Genomic DNA, 16,539 nt, shown 5'->3' with positions numbered 1-16,539 from the left:
AATACAGTTATTTGATTAGACTAAAATTAACCTTGATATCGTAAGCTTCTTTATAACTCACATCGTTTAAGAATAAGCAAGGTATAAATTCGTGTAGAAATGAATGCTATGCAAAACGACAAAGTTCAGATTTTTGATACGACTCTTAGAGATGGAGAGCAGGTTCCTGGTTGTAAACTAGACAAAAAAGAAAAGCTCACCATAGCAGAGCGTCTCGATGTGTTAGGCGTAGATGTTATAGAAGCTGGATTCCCTATTTCATCACCTGGAGATTTTACCTCTGTGGCAGAGATATCAAAACTCGTAAAAAACGCAACCGTATGTGGTCTCACCCGCGCTGTAGAGAAAGATATAGAAGTAGCGGCACAAGCACTTAAATATGCCCTAAAACCTAGAATACACACTGGTATAGGGACTAGCGAGTCGCACATGAAATATAAGTTTAACGCCACACCAGAACAAATTATTGAACGTGCTGTAAAAGCAACCGCTTACGCGAAAAATTTTGTTGATGATGTAGAGTTTTATGCAGAAGATGCGGGTCGTACAGATAACGCTTTTCTTGCTCGTGTTCTAGAACAAGTCATCGCAGCTGGAGCGACAGTTCTTAATATTCCAGATACTACAGGTTATTGTTTACCTGAAGAGTATGGAGCAAAAATTAAATACTTACGTGAAAACGTGAAAGGTATAGAAAACGTAATCCTCTCTTGTCACTGTCATAATGATCTTGGTCTAGCCACTGCAAATAGTATTGCTGGCGTTATAAATGGTGCAAGACAGATCGAATGTACCATAAACGGTATAGGAGAGCGTGCTGGTAACACCTCTCTAGAGGAAGTGGTGATGATACTTAAACAACATCCTACCCTTAATCTTCACACAGATATAAATACCCAACTACTTTTTGACACGAGCCGTATGGTGAGTGATAAGATGGGAATGGTCGTACAACCTAACAAAGCTATTGTAGGTGCAAATGCTTTTGCTCACAGCTCAGGAATTCACCAAGATGGTATGATTAAAAATAGAGAGACCTACGAGATCATGAATCCTAAAGATGTGGGAGTAAATGAGACTTCTATCGTGCTTACTGCAAGAAGTGGTAGAGCAGCACTTGCATACAGATCTAAAAAAGTAGGATACGAATTGACTAAGATTCAACTAGATGCAGCTTATGAACAGTTTCTTAATGTAGCAGATAGACAAAAAGAAGTAAAGGATAATGACATCCATATGATAATGGATCGCATACAGCTTAAAGCAGGAGCAGTAGCTTAACAATAACCAACTCTATTTTTACAACGTAAAATTTGAGTAACACAATACAATGGGAAAAACACTATTTGATAAAGTCTGGGATGCACACGTAGTAGATACTGTGGATAACGGTCCACAGATTTTATATATCGATAAGCATTTAATACACGAGGTTACCAGTCCGCAGGCATTTAATGAGCTTGAGGAACGCGGCATTGCTGTAGCGCGTCCAGATCAAATAGTTGCCACGGCAGATCATAATACCCCAACTCAAGATCAGCATTTACCTATTAGAGATGAGATGTCTCGCAAGCAATTACAACAACTCACAGAAAACTGTGAGAAACACAACATCACCCTCTATGGTCTAGGTCACAAGTACAATGGTATTGTACACGTGATGGCACCAGAACTGGGCATCACACAACCAGGTATGACAATGGTTTGTGGTGATAGTCACACCTCAACGCACGGAGCTTTCGGCACTATTGCCTTTGGTATCGGGACGAGCCAAGTGGGACAAGTATTTGCGAGTCAGAGCTTGTTACTTAACAAGCCTAAAAGCTTACGTGTTTCTGTAAATGGAACCCTTGCACCACACGTTTCTCCTAAGGATGTGATTTTATATATCATCTCAAAAATTGGTACAAACGCTGGTACAGGTTACTTCTGTGAGTATGCAGGTAATGTTTTTGAGGAGATGAGTATGGAAGGCCGTATGACGGTTTGTAATATGAGTATCGAGATGGGTGCTCGTGGTGGTATGATTGCCCCAGATCAAACCACTTTTGATTATGTAGAAGGACGCAAATTTGCTCCGCAGGGTGACGCTTTCGCGAAAGCGGTATCCTACTGGAAAACACTCCCTACAGATCAAGATGCCACTTTTGACAAAGAATACCACTTTGATGCCGAAGATATAGCACCTATGCTCACCTACGGCACAAACCCAGGAATGGGAATAAAAATAAACGGCGCTATCCCTGAGAAAGGCGATATGACCTTTGAGAAAGCGCTGGAGTATATGGACTTTAAGGGTGGAGCACAATTACTATACACGCCTATTAATTATGTGTTTTTAGGAAGTTGTACAAACTCAAGAATAGAAGATTTTAGAATAGCCGCAGCTTACGTGCGCGGAAAACATAAAGCTGCAAATGTGAACGCCTGGCTAGTACCTGGCTCACAACAAGTAGCAAAGCAACTCGAAGAAGAGGGGCTTAAAGAGGTGTTTGAAGAGGCTGGGTTTGCCTTACGGCAGCCTGGCTGTTCAGCCTGTCTAGCGATGAATGATGATAAGATTCCCGCTGGAGAGTACTGTGTTTCTACCTCAAATAGAAATTTTGAAGGCCGCCAAGGTCAAGGCGCAAGAACGATTCTTGCATCTCCCCTTGTAGCTGCCGCTACTGCCATTGCAGGGAAAATAGTAGACGTCACAAAAGAAGCTGTAGCCTAATGGAAAAATTTACAAAACTCATAAGCACCGCGGTACCGCTAGCTATAGAAAATATAGATACAGACCAGATTATCCCTGCGCGCTTCTTGAAGGCGACAGATAAAAAAGGGTTTGGTGATAACGTTTTTAGAGACTGGCGTTTTAAAAAAGATGGAACGCTGGATGCAGAGTTCCCTATTAATAAACCACAATATGCTGGAGCAAAAATTCTAGTAGCTGGAGATAACTTTGGTTGTGGTTCTAGCCGTGAGCACGCTGCTTGGGCAATTGTAGGGTATGGATTTAAGGTTGTGATATCAAGTTTTTTTGCAGATATTTTTAAAGGTAATGCACTTAACAATGGCTTGCTACCTATTCAGGTAACTCCGGAGTATCTTAAGGAATTACTAGCAAATATAGAAGCAAACCCTAAGTTGCCCATTACAATTGATCTAGAAAATCAAGTGGTTGAGATGGCTGTAGTTTATGCTGAGCAAGGTCGAAGTAAGAAAGCGAAATTTGACATAGATCCTTACAAGAAAGTATGTATGATCAATGGGTATGACGATATAGATTTTTTATTAAGTAAAAAGGCAGAAATAGAAGCCTTTGAAAAAGAACGAATGGTGTTTTAATAAAACACATTATATAAATGGTTACCAGATCCTCGCTTACAAAGGCGGGGATTTAGCACATAATTCAAACACACACTATGGATTTTAATATTGCAATCATACCTGGAGACGGGATAGGACCAGAAGTTACTGCTCAAGCAAAAAAAGCTCTAGAGGCAGTAGCAGACGAATACGGACATCACTTTACATATACAGAAGCAATGATGGGTGCTTGCGCCATAGACGCGACGGGCAATCCGCTTCCTGAGGAAACGCTGGATATTTGTGAGGCATCTGACGCTATATTATTTGGGGCCATTGGTGATCCCAAATATGATAACGACCCTACGGCAAAAGTTCGTCCAGAGCAAGGCCTTTTGAGACTTCGCAAGTCACTAGGACTCTTTTGTAATGTGCGCCCTGTGAAGGCTTACGAGCAACTTATAGATAATTCACCTCTTAAAAGAGAAATCATTTCTGGCGCAGATATGTCGATTTATCGCGAACTAACGGGTGGAATCTATTTCGGAGAAAAACATCTAAGTGATGATGGTCAAGTAGCTTCAGACGGTTGCTCGTATTCTGTAGAGGAAATTACGAGAATTGCACATCTAGCATTTAAAGAAGCTCAAAAACGACGTAAAAAACTTACTCTTGTAGATAAAGCAAATGTGTTAGAGACTTCCAGGCTTTGGAGAAAAACAGTCACTGAGATTGCCAAAGGATATCCTGATGTAGCGGTAGATTTTCTCTTTGTAGACAATGCAGCGATGCAAATGATTTTAAACCCAAAGCAGTTTGATGTGATCTTAACGGAAAACTTGTTTGGTGATATTATATCTGACGAAGCAAGTGTAATAGGTGGTTCTATAGGACTTCTAGCTTCAGCCTCTGTAGGAAATGAAAATGCACTTTTTGAACCCATACACGGTTCCTACCCGCAAGCGACTGGCAAGGGAATTGCAAATCCGCTGGCTTCTATATTATCTGCAGCGATGTTGTTAAGACACCTAGGCTTGCAAGAAGAGGCAGCCAGTATAGAAACCGCTGTAGAAAAATCTTTAGAATTAGGTTTCTCTACAGAAGACCTCAATCCCAAAAAGCCACTAAGCACTTCAAAAGTGGGAGACTTTATTGCAGATTACGTTCTTAATCCAGAAGACACAAATCGTAATTTTAAAAATATTCACGCAGGACAAAGCACAATTATTTAATCGTAGTTTATACGCTCGCGTATGCCACCACCTGCACGGTGTATAATCACATCTGCCTTGCGTTTACGAGCAATACGCTTTGCTTTACGTATGGCAGTACTCTGCTTTTGATGCTTTGAAGTGATACGCTTGTTACCCTCGCGCCTTACAGCCCAGTCCCCTTCATAGGGGACCACGTGCTGATGCCAAGTGCGTTTTCTACTTGCCTTGCGAGAGTTTTCATATACGTTTTCTACTATTTCTAGTAGTGAACGCAAAAAGGTTTTAATGCTACTCATAGTGCGAAGATACTATTTTACGTGAGCTAAATACTTACTCGTCATCTTCTGAAATAGTTAGGATATCGCCTTATTAAATTTGGCTTGTATCTTATCTAGGCCTAGGTTATGTATACTTCCTAAGTGTGAGTGCTCCTTTGTATTTCCTGCTTTAAAAGAACCATTTTCTACCTGCTCTCCTATTTGCTTATATGCTTCTCTAAAAGGTACTCCAGCAGTCACAAGATCGTTAATAGCATCTACCGTAAAGAGGTGTTGATATTTCTCATCATCCAGATTTACATCCTGCACTTGCACCTGAGCAATAGAGAACTTAAAAATATCTAGCACTACCTTAAGATCCTCAACAGACTTAATAGCATTTTCTTTAAGTAACTGGTAGTCTCTATGGTAACCACTTGGTAAATTATTTGTTATCAAAATCATTTCTTGTGGGATGGCTTGTAACTGATTGCACTTACCACGGAGCAATTCAAATACATCTGGATTCTTTTTGTGCGGCATTATACTACTGCCCGTAGTAAGTGCATCTGGAAACTTAATGAATCCAAAATTTTGAGAGCAGTACAAACATATATCCATTGCAAAACGACTCAAGGTATTGGCAATATTGGCTACAGCTTGTGTTACCGTACGCTCAGATTTCCCTCTTGAGAGTTGAGCCGCAATTACATTGTATTTCAAATCGGCAAATCCAAGTTGCGCGGTAGTCATCTCTCTATCGATAGGAAAACTAGACCCATATCCAGCTGCGCTCCCCAGCGGATTTTGATCTACCACCTTTTGTGCTGCTTTGAGTAAGTAAAGGTCATCTATAAGTAACTCTGCATAGGCAGAGAACCAAAGCCCAAATGATGAGGGCATTGCCACTTGAAGGTGTGTATATCCAGATAGTAGGGTGTTCTTATGCGCCTCTGCAAGTTTGAGAAGCGTGTCAAACAACTTCTCTACGCCTTCAATTATTTGAGATAATTCTGCTTTAAAATAAAGGTTTAACGCCACAAGAACTTGATCATTACGAGATCTCGCTGTGTGTATTTTTTTACCGGTATCTCCCAGTGCTTTTACAAGATCACTTTCTATCTTAGAATGTACATCTTCAAAATCTGCTTCTATAACAAATGTTCCTTCCTGCTCTTGCTTGAGCATAAGGTCTAATTGCTTATTAAGCTGCTCGCTTTCTTCTTTTGTAAGTAAGCCAACAGATGCAAGCATCGTCGCGTGTGCCTTGCTGGCTAGCAAATCATACTTAGCAATATGAATATCTATCTCACGATCATTGCCTATCGTAAATGCTTCTATTTTCTGATCTGTTGGTATTCCTTTTTCCCAAAGTTTCATAGGTATCTTATTAGTAGGTTATGCTGCTCACATTACTGCGACCACCCATATTATTTATGCGGTTAAAAAATTTTCTAGAATATCAATATATAATGGAATACCTTCCTCTATCTCGTTTACGTAAACAAACTCATCTGCCATATGAGAGCGAGTGCTGTCCCCTATACCTAGTTTTAAAGATGGACAACTCAAACAGGCTTGATCAGATAAGGTAGGCGAACCGTAGGTTTCTCTGCCTAGGGCTATTCCTGCTTGTACTAATTTGTGCTCTTTTGGAATACGCGAACTATTTAATCGTAATGACCTTGGCTGTATTATGTCACACGGCATATTTGCCACCATATAATCGGCGATTTCTTGATTGCTGTAATGCTCGTTTACTCTTACATCTATGACGAGTTCTACCTGACTAGGCACTACATTATGTTGACTACCCGCATTAATTTGTGTTACTGTAACCTTAGTGGCACCCAGCGTCTCAGACACTTTATCAAAAGTTATATTCTCAAACCACTGCAAGGTTTCTATTACATTATAAATAGCCATATTCTCCTTTATGTGAGCTGCGTGACCTGCCGTTCCTTTTACTACGGCGTCAAAAACCACCAGACCTTTTTCGGCAATGGCTAGGTTCATAAGTGTAGGCTCGCCTACTATGGCAACATCTATTTCTGGTAGATGCGCAAGCATACTATTAAGACCATTTGGACCACTTGACTCTTCTTCAGCAGAAGCTACAATTACAATATTATGAGACATACCCTCACGCTCATAAAAATGTACAAACGCAGTAAGCAATCCTACAAGACTTGCACCTGCATCGTTACTTCCTAGACCGTACAATTTTCCGTCCTTGATTTCGGCATTATAAGGATCTCTTGTATATCCTTTATTTGGCTTAACCGTATCGTGGTGGGAGTTGAGAAGCAATAACGGTTTTGATGCGTCATAATGTTTATTAAATGCGTAGATGTTGTTACGCTTTCGCGAAAGCGTAATCCCCTTCTCCTCTAGCCAGTTTACTATAAGTAAAGCTGTGCCATCTTCTTCACTAGAAAAACTTTGTGTCTCAATGAGTGATTGTAGTAGTGCTACGGCGTTATCTATTTGAGTTTTTAAAGACATAGTGTCGTGTGTTTTATAGTGTTATCGCTCAGTACGTCAACTTCGCCCAGATGCACTCTCATAACGCCCTGATCTAGCGCCTCAAAAGCAGTGTCTAGTTTAGGAATCATCCCTTCAAATATTTGTCCTGCTGTTTTCATCTCTTTATAAAGGCCTTTATCTATGCGCGTTACTATCGATTCATCATTATTTACATCTCCAAGAACACCTGGTTTTGTAAAACAATAAAATAATTGAACGTTGTAGAGAGAGCTCATTGCTACCGCAATTTTGGCAGCAAGTGTATCTGCATTGGTGTTGAGTAATTGCCCATTACCATCGTGCGTAATTGCAGAAAATACGGGTACTTTTCCATCAGAAAGGAGGTCATTTATAAAACTCACATTCACTCTATCTATATCTCCCACAAAGCCATAATCTACAGTTTTCACTTCGCGTTTATGAGCTCTCACAGCATCACCATCAGCGCCAGAAAGTCCTATGGTATTTTTACCTTTTGCCTGCAGGCCAGCGACAAGTTTCTTATTGAGAAGTCCGGCATACACCATTGTCACAACCTCTAGCGTAGCCTCATCTGTCACCCTTCTCCCGTCTACTTTTACCGGAACATAACCCAGCTGCTCTTGTAAAGTAGATGCTTTATTTCCTCCACCGTGTATGATTATAGCTGGACCAGAAATTGCCTTAAAATGCGTGTAAAATGAGGTGAGCAGCTCATTATAATCTACAATGTCTCCACCTATTTTTACTACGGTAAGTTGCTGTTTATTTATCATTGTCGAGTATGTTTTTAAGTACCCATTGTGCAGCCCACGTTCTATTACCAGCTTGCTGGATTACTGCGCTTGATGCAGTGTCTAGCACATCATCTGCAATGACAACGTTACGACGCACAGGTAGGCAATGCATTACTTTGGCTTGATTGGTTCCCTTAAGTTTTTCGGCATTAATTATCCAGTTACTGTCTTGCGATTGCACCTTACCATAATCTTCATAGCTGCTCCAATTTTTTACATAAATGATATCAGCATTTGCAAAGGCTTCTTTCTGATTATGAATCACAGGTACTTCTCCACGTATTTCTGGATTGAGATCATACCCCTCTGGATTAGTAATTGTGAAATTTACATTTGCCTTTTGCATAGTCTGGACAAATGAGTTTGCAACTGCGTGCGGCAAGGCTTTAGGATGTGGCGCCCAGGTCAACACAACATTAGGCTTTTTATTTTCTGCACGTAGACTTTCGGTGAGTTCGTAAATCGTGATTGCATCTGTAAAGCCTTGTAGCGGGTGCGCCGTACTGCTTTCTAGATTTACAACCGGCACACTCCCATATTGCATAAATGCAGAAAGTACAACCTCTAGCTCATCTTGACTTTTATCTACCAGCCCTGGAAAAGCTCTCACGGCAAGTACATCACAATATTGCGATAACACCTGCGCAGCCTCTTTAATGTGCTCTGCTTTTGTGCCATCCATCACAGTACCATCTTCAAACTCTAGTTGCCAGCTATCACTGTTTACATTGAGTGTCATCGTCTCCATTCCAAGGTTTTTGGCAGCCTTTTCTGTGCTTAATCTTGTACGTAAGCTTGAGTTAAAAAATAGAAGACCTAAGGTTTTTTGTTTTCCCGCTTTCGCGAAAGCGTACGGATATTCCTTCATATACAGCGCTTCTTTAATCGCCATTTCTAAATTAGGAATATCATTTATAGATATGTAGTTCTTCATAACTCTTTGTGTAATGCTTCAAATAGTAAATCTATCTGTGGTTTTTGAATCGTAAGTGGTGGAAGTATTCTGAGCACGTGTTTGTTTTTTGCTCCACCCGTAAAAATGTGATGCTCGTAAATTAGTTTTTTTCGCAATGCTCCTACATCGTAGCCTAAGTCTAGCCCTAACATTAATCCGCGACCTTTTACAGTCACCCGATTACCAAAGGCAAGTGCTTTCTCCCTAAAGTAGATTTCCATTTCCTTTGCGTGTGCCATCAAATGCTCCTTCTCAATTACCTCAAGTACCGCAAGTGTAGCAGCGCAAGCAAGATGATTACCGCCAAAGGTTGTTCCCAGCATCCCATATCTCGCCTCAATAGAGTGATGCACGAGCACACCGCCCACGGGGAAACCGTTACCCATTCCTTTTGCGATGGTGATAATATCTGGTGTGATATTATATTTCTGAAAAGCAAAGAAATCGCTAGATCTACCAAAACCAGACTGCACCTCGTCTGCAATGAGTTTTACATCATATTTTTTACAAAGCGCGGCAACATCTTGATAAAACACCTCTGTAGATTGATCTAAACCTCCTACACCTTGTATAAATTCCAAAATCACCGCACAGCAATCTCCTGGTTGCAAAGTTTCCTCTAGTTGCTCCGTATTACCTAGATCGAGTATTGACACTTGGTGTTGTGCATTTATAGGCGCAACGATGCTAGGATTATCAGTAGCTGCAACGGCGGCAGATGTTCTCCCGTGAAAGCTATTTTTAAACGCTACCACGCGACTTTTACCTGTGTCAAATGACGCTAGTTTTAATCCGTTCTCATTTGCCTCTGCTCCTGAGTTACAGAAAAACAAATCATAATCTTCACAACCAGAAAGCGCTCCTAACTTCTGAGCAACCTCCACCTGCAGCGGATTCTGAACTGCATTAGAATAAAACCCTATAGCGTCCATCTGTGTTTTTAATTTCTCTATATAATGTGGGTGTCCGTGACCTATAGAGATCACCGCGTGACCACCATATAAATCAAGATACTCCTGACCACTTTGATCATACACATAACATCCCTCTGCCTTAACAGGAGTAACATCATAAAGTGGATATACATTAAATAATTTCATACTCTTTATTTTTCAGCACTATGAGATGCTATTAATTTTTTGATAACTAGCCACGATTCCCTTTATGAGAGAAGAGCTTAAACCTGAATGTTCCATCTCATTGAGACCTTCTATGGTACAGCCCTTTGGGGTAGTCACTTTATCAATTTCTGCTTCTGGGTGATTACCAGATTTAATAACCAAAGTGGCAGCTCCTAGACAGGTTTGCATAGCAAGTTCTTGCGCTTCTTTTGCGTCAAAACCTAACTGTATAGCTCCCTGCGTAGTTGCTCTTATCAATCGCATCCAGAAAGCAATACCACTCGCACAGATTACCGTAGCAGCTTGCATCTGTCCTTCTGGGATAATAAGACTTGTGCCTAGTTTATTAAAAATGGCTTCGGCTATGGCAATACGCTTTTCCCCTGCCGTGTTGCTACATAAACAGGTCATACTTTGACCTACGGCAATAGCAGTGTTAGGCATTGCACGTATAATAAATTGATCGTCTCCTACAATTTCAGCGATTTGCGGCACTTTAAAACCTGTGATTGTAGAGATGATAATATGTTTTTCTGTAAGTAATTCTTTAATATCTTCAAGTATACTTGCAAAGTGACCTGGCTGTACTGCAAAAATGAGAATATCACTTTTTACAACAGCCTCACGGTTATCACTCGTAGTTGTTACTTCCTTGTACGCATCCCATTTTTCGATACTCGAAATATCTCTTTTAGTAAGATATAAGCTAGTCACCGCATTATTTGTGATGAGTCCTTTTGCGATGGCAAGACCTAAATTCCCCGTTCCAATGATTGCTATTTTCATATGTCTATATCTTAACTATTAGAAATAACTTGCCTTGAGATGGAGACCAGTATCTTGAGCCCAACCAAACATTAGATTCATATTTTCTACAGCTTGACCACTCGCTCCTTTTAAGAGATTATCAATCACGCTGGTAATTAATAATTTATTACCGTGTTTTTCTAAATGGATAAAGCAGTAGTTTGTATTGACCACTTGTTTAAGGTGTAAAGGTGCTTTTACCGCTTTCGCGAAAGGGGAATCCTTATAAAAATCATCATAAAGCGCATATGCTTCTTCAATCGTACCTTCAAAATATGTGTAGGCAGTTGCAAAAATCCCTCTAGAAAAATTACCACGCTGCGGAATAAAATGAAGTTCGCTGTTAAAACTCTCTTGCAGCTGAACAACAGACTCTCCTATCTCCCCAAGATGCTGATGATTAAAAGCCTTGTAGTGTGAGAAGTTATTATCTCTCCACCCAAAATGCGTAGTAGCACTTGGTTTTACTCCCGCTCCCGTAGCACCTGTTACGGCGTTAATATGCACATCTTTATTGAGTAAATAAGCACTCGCCAGCGGCAATAATGCAAGCTGAATAGCAGTAGCAAAGCAGCCAGGGTTTGCAATATTTTGCGCATTAATAATTGCTTCTTTATTAATTTCTGGCAAGCCGTATACAAATGTTCTATCCTTAAAAGTGACATCACTTTTAAGTCTAAACTCATTACTCAAATCAATAATCTTCGTGCTTAAAGAGAAGCTATATTGCTCAAGAAATTTACCAGAGTTACCGTGACCTAGACATAAAAAAACTACATCTACACTTGTGTTTACCTCACTTGTAAAAGCAAAATCTACATAAGCAAGATCTTGATGAACTATCCCTACTGCATTACCAGCATTACTAGTACTGTAAATGAAGTCAATCTGCACTTCCGGGTGATGAATAAGCAGTCTAATGAGCTCCCCAGCAGTATAACCTGCACCACCTATGATTCCTATATTTTTCATTTGTTTTGGTTTGCTATGATTCTAGACTGATTACCTAATATTTTTATAAACCCTTTTGCCTCGGTAGCAGTCCATCCTTGGTTTTCTTCTCCATAACTCGCTACCTTAGATTGCATAAGATCATAATCTGATGTGATACCTACTACCTCAAATCTATATGGATGTAATATCAACTCGACCTCTCCCGTGACAGTATTCTGGCTGCTCTTTAAGAAGGCTTCAAAGTCTCTCATTACTGGCTCTAGGTATAATCCCTCGTGTAAGTGAGTACCATACCACAAAGCGATGTTTTCTTTATGTTGTAATTGCCATTTTGAAAGCGTGTGTTTCTCAAGAGTGCGATGTGCTTCAAGTATGATTAGAGGAGCTGCAGCTTCAAAACCTACTCTTCCTTTTATACCAATAATGGTATCGCCTACGTGCATCCCGCGACCTATGGCATACTTGCTTGCGATGTCTTCTAGTTGCTCTATAATCTCCACTGGTGACCCTTTCTTACCATTAAGTGATATAGGTTCCCCTTGTGTGAATCCAATCTTTAAGGTTTGCGAATCGCTAGCTTCCAGCTGACTAGGATATGCATCTTCAGGAAGTGTTTGATGTGAGGTTAGGGTTTGTGCCCCTCCTACACTTGTACCCCATAAACCTTGATTGATCGAGTATTGCGCTTTCTCCCAAGACCATGAGATACCGTGACTCTGTAGGTAATCGATTTCTTGCTTTCGCGAAAGCGTTTGATCTCTTATCGGCGTTATTATTTCTAACTCTGGCACAATAGTCTGGAAGGTCATATCAAAACGTACCTGATCGTTACCTGCACCCGTACTACCGTGAGCAATAGCATCTGCGTTTTGAGCTTTGGCAAAATTTGCAATCTCTATGGCTTGCACTATACGTTCTGCACTTACAGAAAGTGGATAACTATTGTTCTTAAGTACATTACCAAAAATTAGGTACTTTACCACCGTATCATAAAATGTAGCTACGGCATCTATATTTGTATATGAGCTTGCTCCTAGTGCAAGGGCTTTCTCTTTGTTATTTGCAATTTCTTGATCTGTAAATCCACCTGTATTTACACTTACAGCGTGCACTTCATATCCCATTTCGGCAGTAAAATATTTTACACAATAGCTTGTATCGAGTCCTCCTGAGTATGCTAAGATTAATTTTTTCATTACTTATTTTTTTTAAGGAATAGCTTTTCCTTTATTTGTTTTAGCCTGTTAAAAACAGGTGCCTTTACAGTATTTTTTTCTGTAGATTTTAATTCTTTTGATGGATCATAGAGCATCCCTGTGCATAAGCACATCTTTTGCTCTGTACGTGTGAGTACATCAAAGTTCTTGCAGGTCTGGCAACCTTTCCAGAAGCTTTCATCTGTTGTGAGTTCAGAAAATGTGACGGGTTTATAACCTAGGTCACTATTAATCTTCATCACAGCAAGACCCGTAGTGATTCCAAAGATTTTTGCATCTGGATAACGCTTTCGCGAAAGCTTAAATATTTCTCCTTTAATTTTTTTGGCAAGTCCTTGTCCCCTAAAGTCTGGGTGAACAATAAGTCCAGAGTTGGCAATAAATTTTTCGTGTCCCCAAGCTTCTATATAACAGAAGCCAGCAAAAACGTCTCCCTCTAAAGCAATGACAGCATTACCTGCTTCCATCTTTGAGATTACGTATTCTGGAGTTCTACGAGCGATTCCTGTACCACGAACTTTAGATGACTCTGCGATAGTATCACAGATAATCTGAGCATATGGTGTGTGCGAAATCGTGGCTACAACAATTTGCATAGCGATGATTTAAGTTAAAATGTATATTGAAAATGTGACGGTTCCTTTTGTGGAAAACGGGATAGGACTCACCTACCATCCCTCATTATTGAGCTACCCTTACGGGCGGCGGCGGAAGCGTCGTACAGGAACAGGAATTAATTGCATAGCGGGTCTTGCAGCAAGAAGTGCTGTAAGACTATTTGAAATATGTGCAATTATTCTATTCATTAGTTAGATAGTCCAAAGGTAGCAACTTATTTGAGTTAGCCATAAACTTTTAGAACTAATTATAAAAAAGGAACACTTTTTAAATAATTAGAGATCATAGCAAGTTTTGAATATTAATATCTTAAACAAGATAGTGTTCATTACGAATTACTCAAAGTGAAGTGATTACAATAGGTACCAATAAAAAAGCCTGTACTATATGTACAGGCTTTCTCAGATTATAGTGTAGTTTTAAATTACTTTGCAATATTTACCGCTCTTGTCTCGCGTATTACCGTAACTTTCACTTGACCTGGATAGGTCATATCTGTTTGAATTTTTTGAGAAATCTCAAAAGATAAATTAGATGCTTTATCATCATTTACTTTTTCGCTCTCCACAATAACACGTAGTTCTCGTCCTGCTTGTATCGCATATGCTTTTTTAACACCTTGAAAACCAAAAGCAATTTCTTCTAGATCTTTAAGTCGTTGGATGTATGAATCTAGGACCTGACGGCGCGCTCCTGGGCGTGCACCACTTATAGCGTCACAAACTTGAACAATAGGTGATAACAAACTAGTCATCTCTATCTCATCATGGTGAGCTCCTATGGCATTACACACGTCTGGCTTCTCTCCATATTTTTCTGCCCACTGCATTCCTAAGATTGCGTGTGGAGTTTCTGTATCAGTATCTGGCACTTTACCTATATCATGTAAAAGTCCAGCTCTACGAGCAAGCTTAGCATTTACACCAAGTTCTGCAGCCATTACGCTACAAAGTTTTGCTACTTCTCTACTGTGTTGTAATAAGTTCTGTCCATAAGAAGAACGATATTTCATACGTCCAACAGCTTTAATAAGCTCTGGGTGTAAACCGTGTATTCCTAAGTCAATCACCGTACGCTTACCTACTTCAACAATTTCTTGTTCTATCTGTTTTGTCGTCTTTTGAACAACTTCTTCTATACGTGCTGGGTGAATACGACCGTCTGTTACAAGCTTGTGAAGAGATAGACGAGCTACCTCACGACGCACACTATCAAAACATGAAAGTATGATTGCCTCAGGAGTATCATCTACTATAATCTCAACACCCGTTGCAGCTTCTATAGCGCGTATGTTACGTCCTTCACGACCTATGATTCTACCTTTTACGTCGTCACTTTCTAGATTAAAGACAGATACACAATTTTCTACCGCTTCTTCTGTCCCAATACGTTGTATCGTATTTATGATAATCTTCTTAGCTTCCTGCTCTGCCGTCATTTTTGCCTCTTCGATGGCAGTTTGAACATGCTTCATTGCATCGGCCTTCGCTTGATCTTTCAGCGTTGTTACAAGTTGACTTTTTGCTTCTTCCGCAGAAAGTCCAGAAATAACTTCAAGCTGCTGTACAGTACTCTCATGCATCTTTTCTGCTTCAGCCTTTTTCTTATCTACGTATTCTAAGCGCTTATCGTAATCTTTAATCTTATCTTCTAGTGATTGATTTAATTTTTTATTTCGCGAAAGCTCTCCACTTACTTGAGATTCTTTGTCTCTAGCGCGTTTCTCTGCATCATTCATTTTCTTATCACGAGATAATATTACTTTTTCATGCTCTGCTTTAAGCTCAATAAATTTTTCTTTTGCTTGTAATATTTTATCTTTTTTAAGAGACTCTCCATCAGAAGTTGCTTCTTTTAAAATGCCTTGGGCACTTTTCTTAGCGCGTTTGATAATCTGCGATGCGTTGTTACGTTCTAGCATTTTTGCTATAAGAAAGCCTAAAGCTAGTGCAATCACACCTACGATGAACAAGAGTGCATTATGTTCCATAATTTTAGTGAATATTTTTAATGCCACAGAGGGCAGTACTAATGGTTGATTTATAAGGTTTTACAACCTTAACATCTCACGATGAGATATAAAAAAGCCTGCATTAGAAGTGCATTTTGTATAAACTCCTAATAGTAAGGATTAGAGCTAGAAAGCTGATCAAGGTTCCGTCTACCTAGACAAGTCTAGTAACGGCATGCTTTTACAACTTAGAGTCACTCTTTATAAAAAATAACTGTTGAGTTTATCAAAAAAATATCCAATGCAGGCAGTAATATGCTGTTGTATGTAAAGAACGTCTATGTTAAGCTCTCATCGAGGAGTGCCGCTAGTTTTTGTAATCTAGCTGCTGTCTCATCACTAAGAGAGTCTTCATTTATAGTTTTTTGGGTAACCTTTGAAGCAAATTGCAATGCACACATTGCTAATACATCTTGCTTATCTCTAACGGCATAACTCTGCTCAAATTGCTTTACCATTGCTTCAATCTCCTTAGTCGCTTTACGTAATCCTTCCTCTTGAGCTGGATCAATAGTAAGCGGGTATACGCGATCTGCAATTGACAATTTAATTTTAAGTTTGTCTGCCATAATTATTCAGCCAGTGACGCAATACATGTATCAATCTCACGTACTAATGCGTTTATCTTCAATTTGGTTTCCCTTTTGTAATCGTTACTGCCTAGTAATGCATTTGCCGTTTTAAGAGTCTTCACCTTCTGTTCACTCGCCACAATGGCGTCTCTCAGTTGTTTGTTTTCTTGTTGCATTGCGGTAAGTTCTGTTTCCAGGTCTATCCGCTTTTGCTTCACAT

General features: G+C 39.8%; 17 protein-coding genes and 1 other RNA gene. 4 read left to right on the top strand and 14 right to left on the bottom strand.

Annotated elements, in window-relative coordinates; genetic code table 11:
• Positions 1 to 108 precede the first annotated feature (108 nt).
• The 4 genes from KRODI_RS10970 to leuB all read left to right on the top strand — a co-directional run bounded on the left by KRODI_RS10970 (position 109) and on the right by leuB (position 4,523).
• Positions 109 to 1,281 (top strand): 2-isopropylmalate synthase, encoded by a 1,173-nt coding sequence (locus KRODI_RS10970; RefSeq protein ID WP_083811816.1) that lies wholly within the window; start codon positions 109 to 111, stop codon positions 1,279 to 1,281.
• Positions 1,282 to 1,330: 49 nt separating this feature from the next.
• Positions 1,331 to 2,716 (top strand): 3-isopropylmalate dehydratase large subunit, encoded by a 1,386-nt coding sequence (gene leuC, locus KRODI_RS10965; protein WP_013751669.1) that lies wholly within the window; start codon positions 1,331 to 1,333, stop codon positions 2,714 to 2,716.
• On the top strand, positions 2,716 to 3,330 hold the full coding sequence (gene leuD / locus KRODI_RS10960; RefSeq protein WP_013751668.1) for a 3-isopropylmalate dehydratase small subunit: 615 nt from the start codon (positions 2,716 to 2,718) through the stop codon (positions 3,328 to 3,330). The genes leuC and leuD overlap by 1 nt, the downstream gene beginning before the upstream one ends.
• A 77-nt stretch (positions 3,331 to 3,407) precedes the next feature.
• Positions 3,408 to 4,523 (top strand): 3-isopropylmalate dehydrogenase, encoded by a 1,116-nt coding sequence (gene leuB, locus KRODI_RS10955; RefSeq protein WP_013751667.1) that lies wholly within the window; start codon positions 3,408 to 3,410, stop codon positions 4,521 to 4,523.
• Here leuB and KRODI_RS10950 read toward each other — a convergent pair.
• The 14 genes from KRODI_RS10950 to KRODI_RS10890 form a co-directional block, all read right to left on the bottom strand.
• Complete coding sequence (locus tag KRODI_RS10950; RefSeq protein WP_013751666.1) at positions 4,520 to 4,801, bottom strand: DUF2188 domain-containing protein; 282 nt, start codon at positions 4,799 to 4,801, stop codon at positions 4,520 to 4,522. The genes leuB and KRODI_RS10950 overlap by 4 nt on opposite strands.
• A gap of 57 nt (positions 4,802 to 4,858) precedes the next feature.
• Positions 4,859 to 6,142, bottom strand: a complete 1,284-nt coding sequence (gene argH / locus KRODI_RS10945; RefSeq protein WP_013751665.1) for an argininosuccinate lyase — start codon at positions 6,140 to 6,142, stop codon at positions 4,859 to 4,861.
• Positions 6,143 to 6,196: 54 nt separating this feature from the next.
• Positions 6,197 to 7,267, bottom strand: a complete 1,071-nt coding sequence (locus KRODI_RS10940) for a M20 family metallo-hydrolase (RefSeq protein ID WP_013751664.1) — start codon at positions 7,265 to 7,267, stop codon at positions 6,197 to 6,199.
• On the bottom strand, positions 7,258 to 8,043 hold the full coding sequence (gene argB / locus KRODI_RS10935; protein WP_013751663.1) for an acetylglutamate kinase: 786 nt from the start codon (positions 8,041 to 8,043) through the stop codon (positions 7,258 to 7,260). Before argB ends, KRODI_RS10940 begins: the two co-directional genes overlap by 10 nt.
• Positions 8,033 to 8,998: an N-acetylornithine carbamoyltransferase gene (locus KRODI_RS10930; protein WP_013751662.1), complete on the bottom strand. Its 966-nt coding sequence runs from the start codon at positions 8,996 to 8,998 to the stop codon at positions 8,033 to 8,035. The genes argB and KRODI_RS10930 overlap by 11 nt, the downstream gene beginning before the upstream one ends.
• Positions 8,995 to 10,119: an aspartate aminotransferase family protein gene (locus KRODI_RS10925; protein ID WP_013751661.1), complete on the bottom strand. Its 1,125-nt coding sequence runs from the start codon at positions 10,117 to 10,119 to the stop codon at positions 8,995 to 8,997. The genes KRODI_RS10930 and KRODI_RS10925 overlap by 4 nt, the downstream gene beginning before the upstream one ends.
• Positions 10,120 to 10,137: 18 nt before the next feature.
• Entirely contained in the window at positions 10,138 to 10,926 is a 789-nt protein-coding gene (gene proC, locus KRODI_RS10920) for a pyrroline-5-carboxylate reductase (RefSeq protein ID WP_013751660.1), read from the bottom strand.
• Positions 10,927 to 10,944: 18 nt separating this feature from the next.
• On the bottom strand, positions 10,945 to 11,919 hold the full coding sequence (argC, locus tag KRODI_RS10915) for an N-acetyl-gamma-glutamyl-phosphate reductase (RefSeq protein WP_013751659.1): 975 nt from the start codon (positions 11,917 to 11,919) through the stop codon (positions 10,945 to 10,947).
• Positions 11,916 to 13,097, bottom strand: coding sequence for an argininosuccinate synthase (gene argG, locus KRODI_RS10910; protein WP_013751658.1), 1,182 nt, complete (start codon positions 13,095 to 13,097; stop codon positions 11,916 to 11,918). Before argG ends, argC begins: the two co-directional genes overlap by 4 nt.
• The gene (locus KRODI_RS10905; protein ID WP_013751657.1) at positions 13,097 to 13,714 is read right to left on the bottom strand and encodes a GNAT family N-acetyltransferase; all 618 of its coding nucleotides are present in this window, start codon (positions 13,712 to 13,714) and stop codon (positions 13,097 to 13,099) included. The genes argG and KRODI_RS10905 overlap by 1 nt, the downstream gene beginning before the upstream one ends.
• Positions 13,715 to 14,160: 446 nt before the next feature.
• The gene (gene rny / locus KRODI_RS10900) at positions 14,161 to 15,726 is read right to left on the bottom strand and encodes a ribonuclease Y (RefSeq protein ID WP_013751656.1); all 1,566 of its coding nucleotides are present in this window, start codon (positions 15,724 to 15,726) and stop codon (positions 14,161 to 14,163) included.
• Between the two features lie 122 nt (positions 15,727 to 15,848).
• Positions 15,849 to 15,970, bottom strand: a non-coding RNA gene (ssrS, locus tag KRODI_RS15460) — 6S RNA.
• 55 nt (positions 15,971 to 16,025) lie between these two features.
• Positions 16,026 to 16,316: a cell division protein ZapA gene (locus KRODI_RS10895; protein ID WP_013751655.1), complete on the bottom strand. Its 291-nt coding sequence runs from the start codon at positions 16,314 to 16,316 to the stop codon at positions 16,026 to 16,028.
• A 2-nt stretch (positions 16,317 to 16,318) separates the two neighbouring features.
• A complete protein-coding gene (locus KRODI_RS10890) occupies positions 16,319 to 16,537 on the bottom strand; it encodes a hypothetical protein (RefSeq protein ID WP_237699366.1) in 219 nt (72 codons plus the stop codon).
• Between the last annotated feature and the right edge of the window lie 2 nt (positions 16,538 to 16,539).

This window comes from Dokdonia sp. 4H-3-7-5, from assembly GCF_000212355.1.
Taxonomy (GTDB): Bacteria; Bacteroidota; Bacteroidia; order Flavobacteriales; family Flavobacteriaceae; genus Dokdonia.
This window is presented reverse-complemented; position numbering and strand designations above follow the sequence as displayed.

Coding starts and splice junctions, on each gene's coding strand:
- argC (WP_013751659.1), bottom strand. CDS start 11,919: ATGAAAAATATAGGAATCATAGGTGGTGCAGGTTATACTGCTGGGGAG.
- rny (WP_013751656.1), bottom strand. CDS start 15,726: ATGGAACATAATGCACTCTTGTTCATCGTAGGTGTGATTGCACTAGCT.
- KRODI_RS10925 (WP_013751661.1), bottom strand. CDS start 10,119: ATGAAATTATTTAATGTATATCCACTTTATGATGTTACTCCTGTTAAG.
- KRODI_RS10895 (WP_013751655.1), bottom strand. CDS start 16,316: ATGGCAGACAAACTTAAAATTAAATTGTCAATTGCAGATCGCGTATAC.
- argB (WP_013751663.1), bottom strand. CDS start 8,043: ATGATAAATAAACAGCAACTTACCGTAGTAAAAATAGGTGGAGACATT.
- KRODI_RS10905 (WP_013751657.1), bottom strand. CDS start 13,714: ATGCAAATTGTTGTAGCCACGATTTCGCACACACCATATGCTCAGATT.
- argH (WP_013751665.1), bottom strand. CDS start 6,142: ATGAAACTTTGGGAAAAAGGAATACCAACAGATCAGAAAATAGAAGCA.
- KRODI_RS10950 (WP_013751666.1), bottom strand. CDS start 4,801: ATGAGTAGCATTAAAACCTTTTTGCGTTCACTACTAGAAATAGTAGAA.
- proC (WP_013751660.1), bottom strand. CDS start 10,926: ATGAAAATAGCAATCATTGGAACGGGGAATTTAGGTCTTGCCATCGCA.
- argG (WP_013751658.1), bottom strand. CDS start 13,097: ATGAAAAAATTAATCTTAGCATACTCAGGAGGACTCGATACAAGCTAT.
- KRODI_RS10940 (WP_013751664.1), bottom strand. CDS start 7,267: ATGTCTTTAAAAACTCAAATAGATAACGCCGTAGCACTACTACAATCA.
- leuC (WP_013751669.1), top strand. CDS start 1,331: ATGGGAAAAACACTATTTGATAAAGTCTGGGATGCACACGTAGTAGAT.
- KRODI_RS10930 (WP_013751662.1), bottom strand. CDS start 8,998: ATGAAGAACTACATATCTATAAATGATATTCCTAATTTAGAAATGGCG.
- leuB (WP_013751667.1), top strand. CDS start 3,408: ATGGATTTTAATATTGCAATCATACCTGGAGACGGGATAGGACCAGAA.
- leuD (WP_013751668.1), top strand. CDS start 2,716: ATGGAAAAATTTACAAAACTCATAAGCACCGCGGTACCGCTAGCTATA.
- KRODI_RS10970 (WP_083811816.1), top strand. CDS start 109: ATGCAAAACGACAAAGTTCAGATTTTTGATACGACTCTTAGAGATGGA.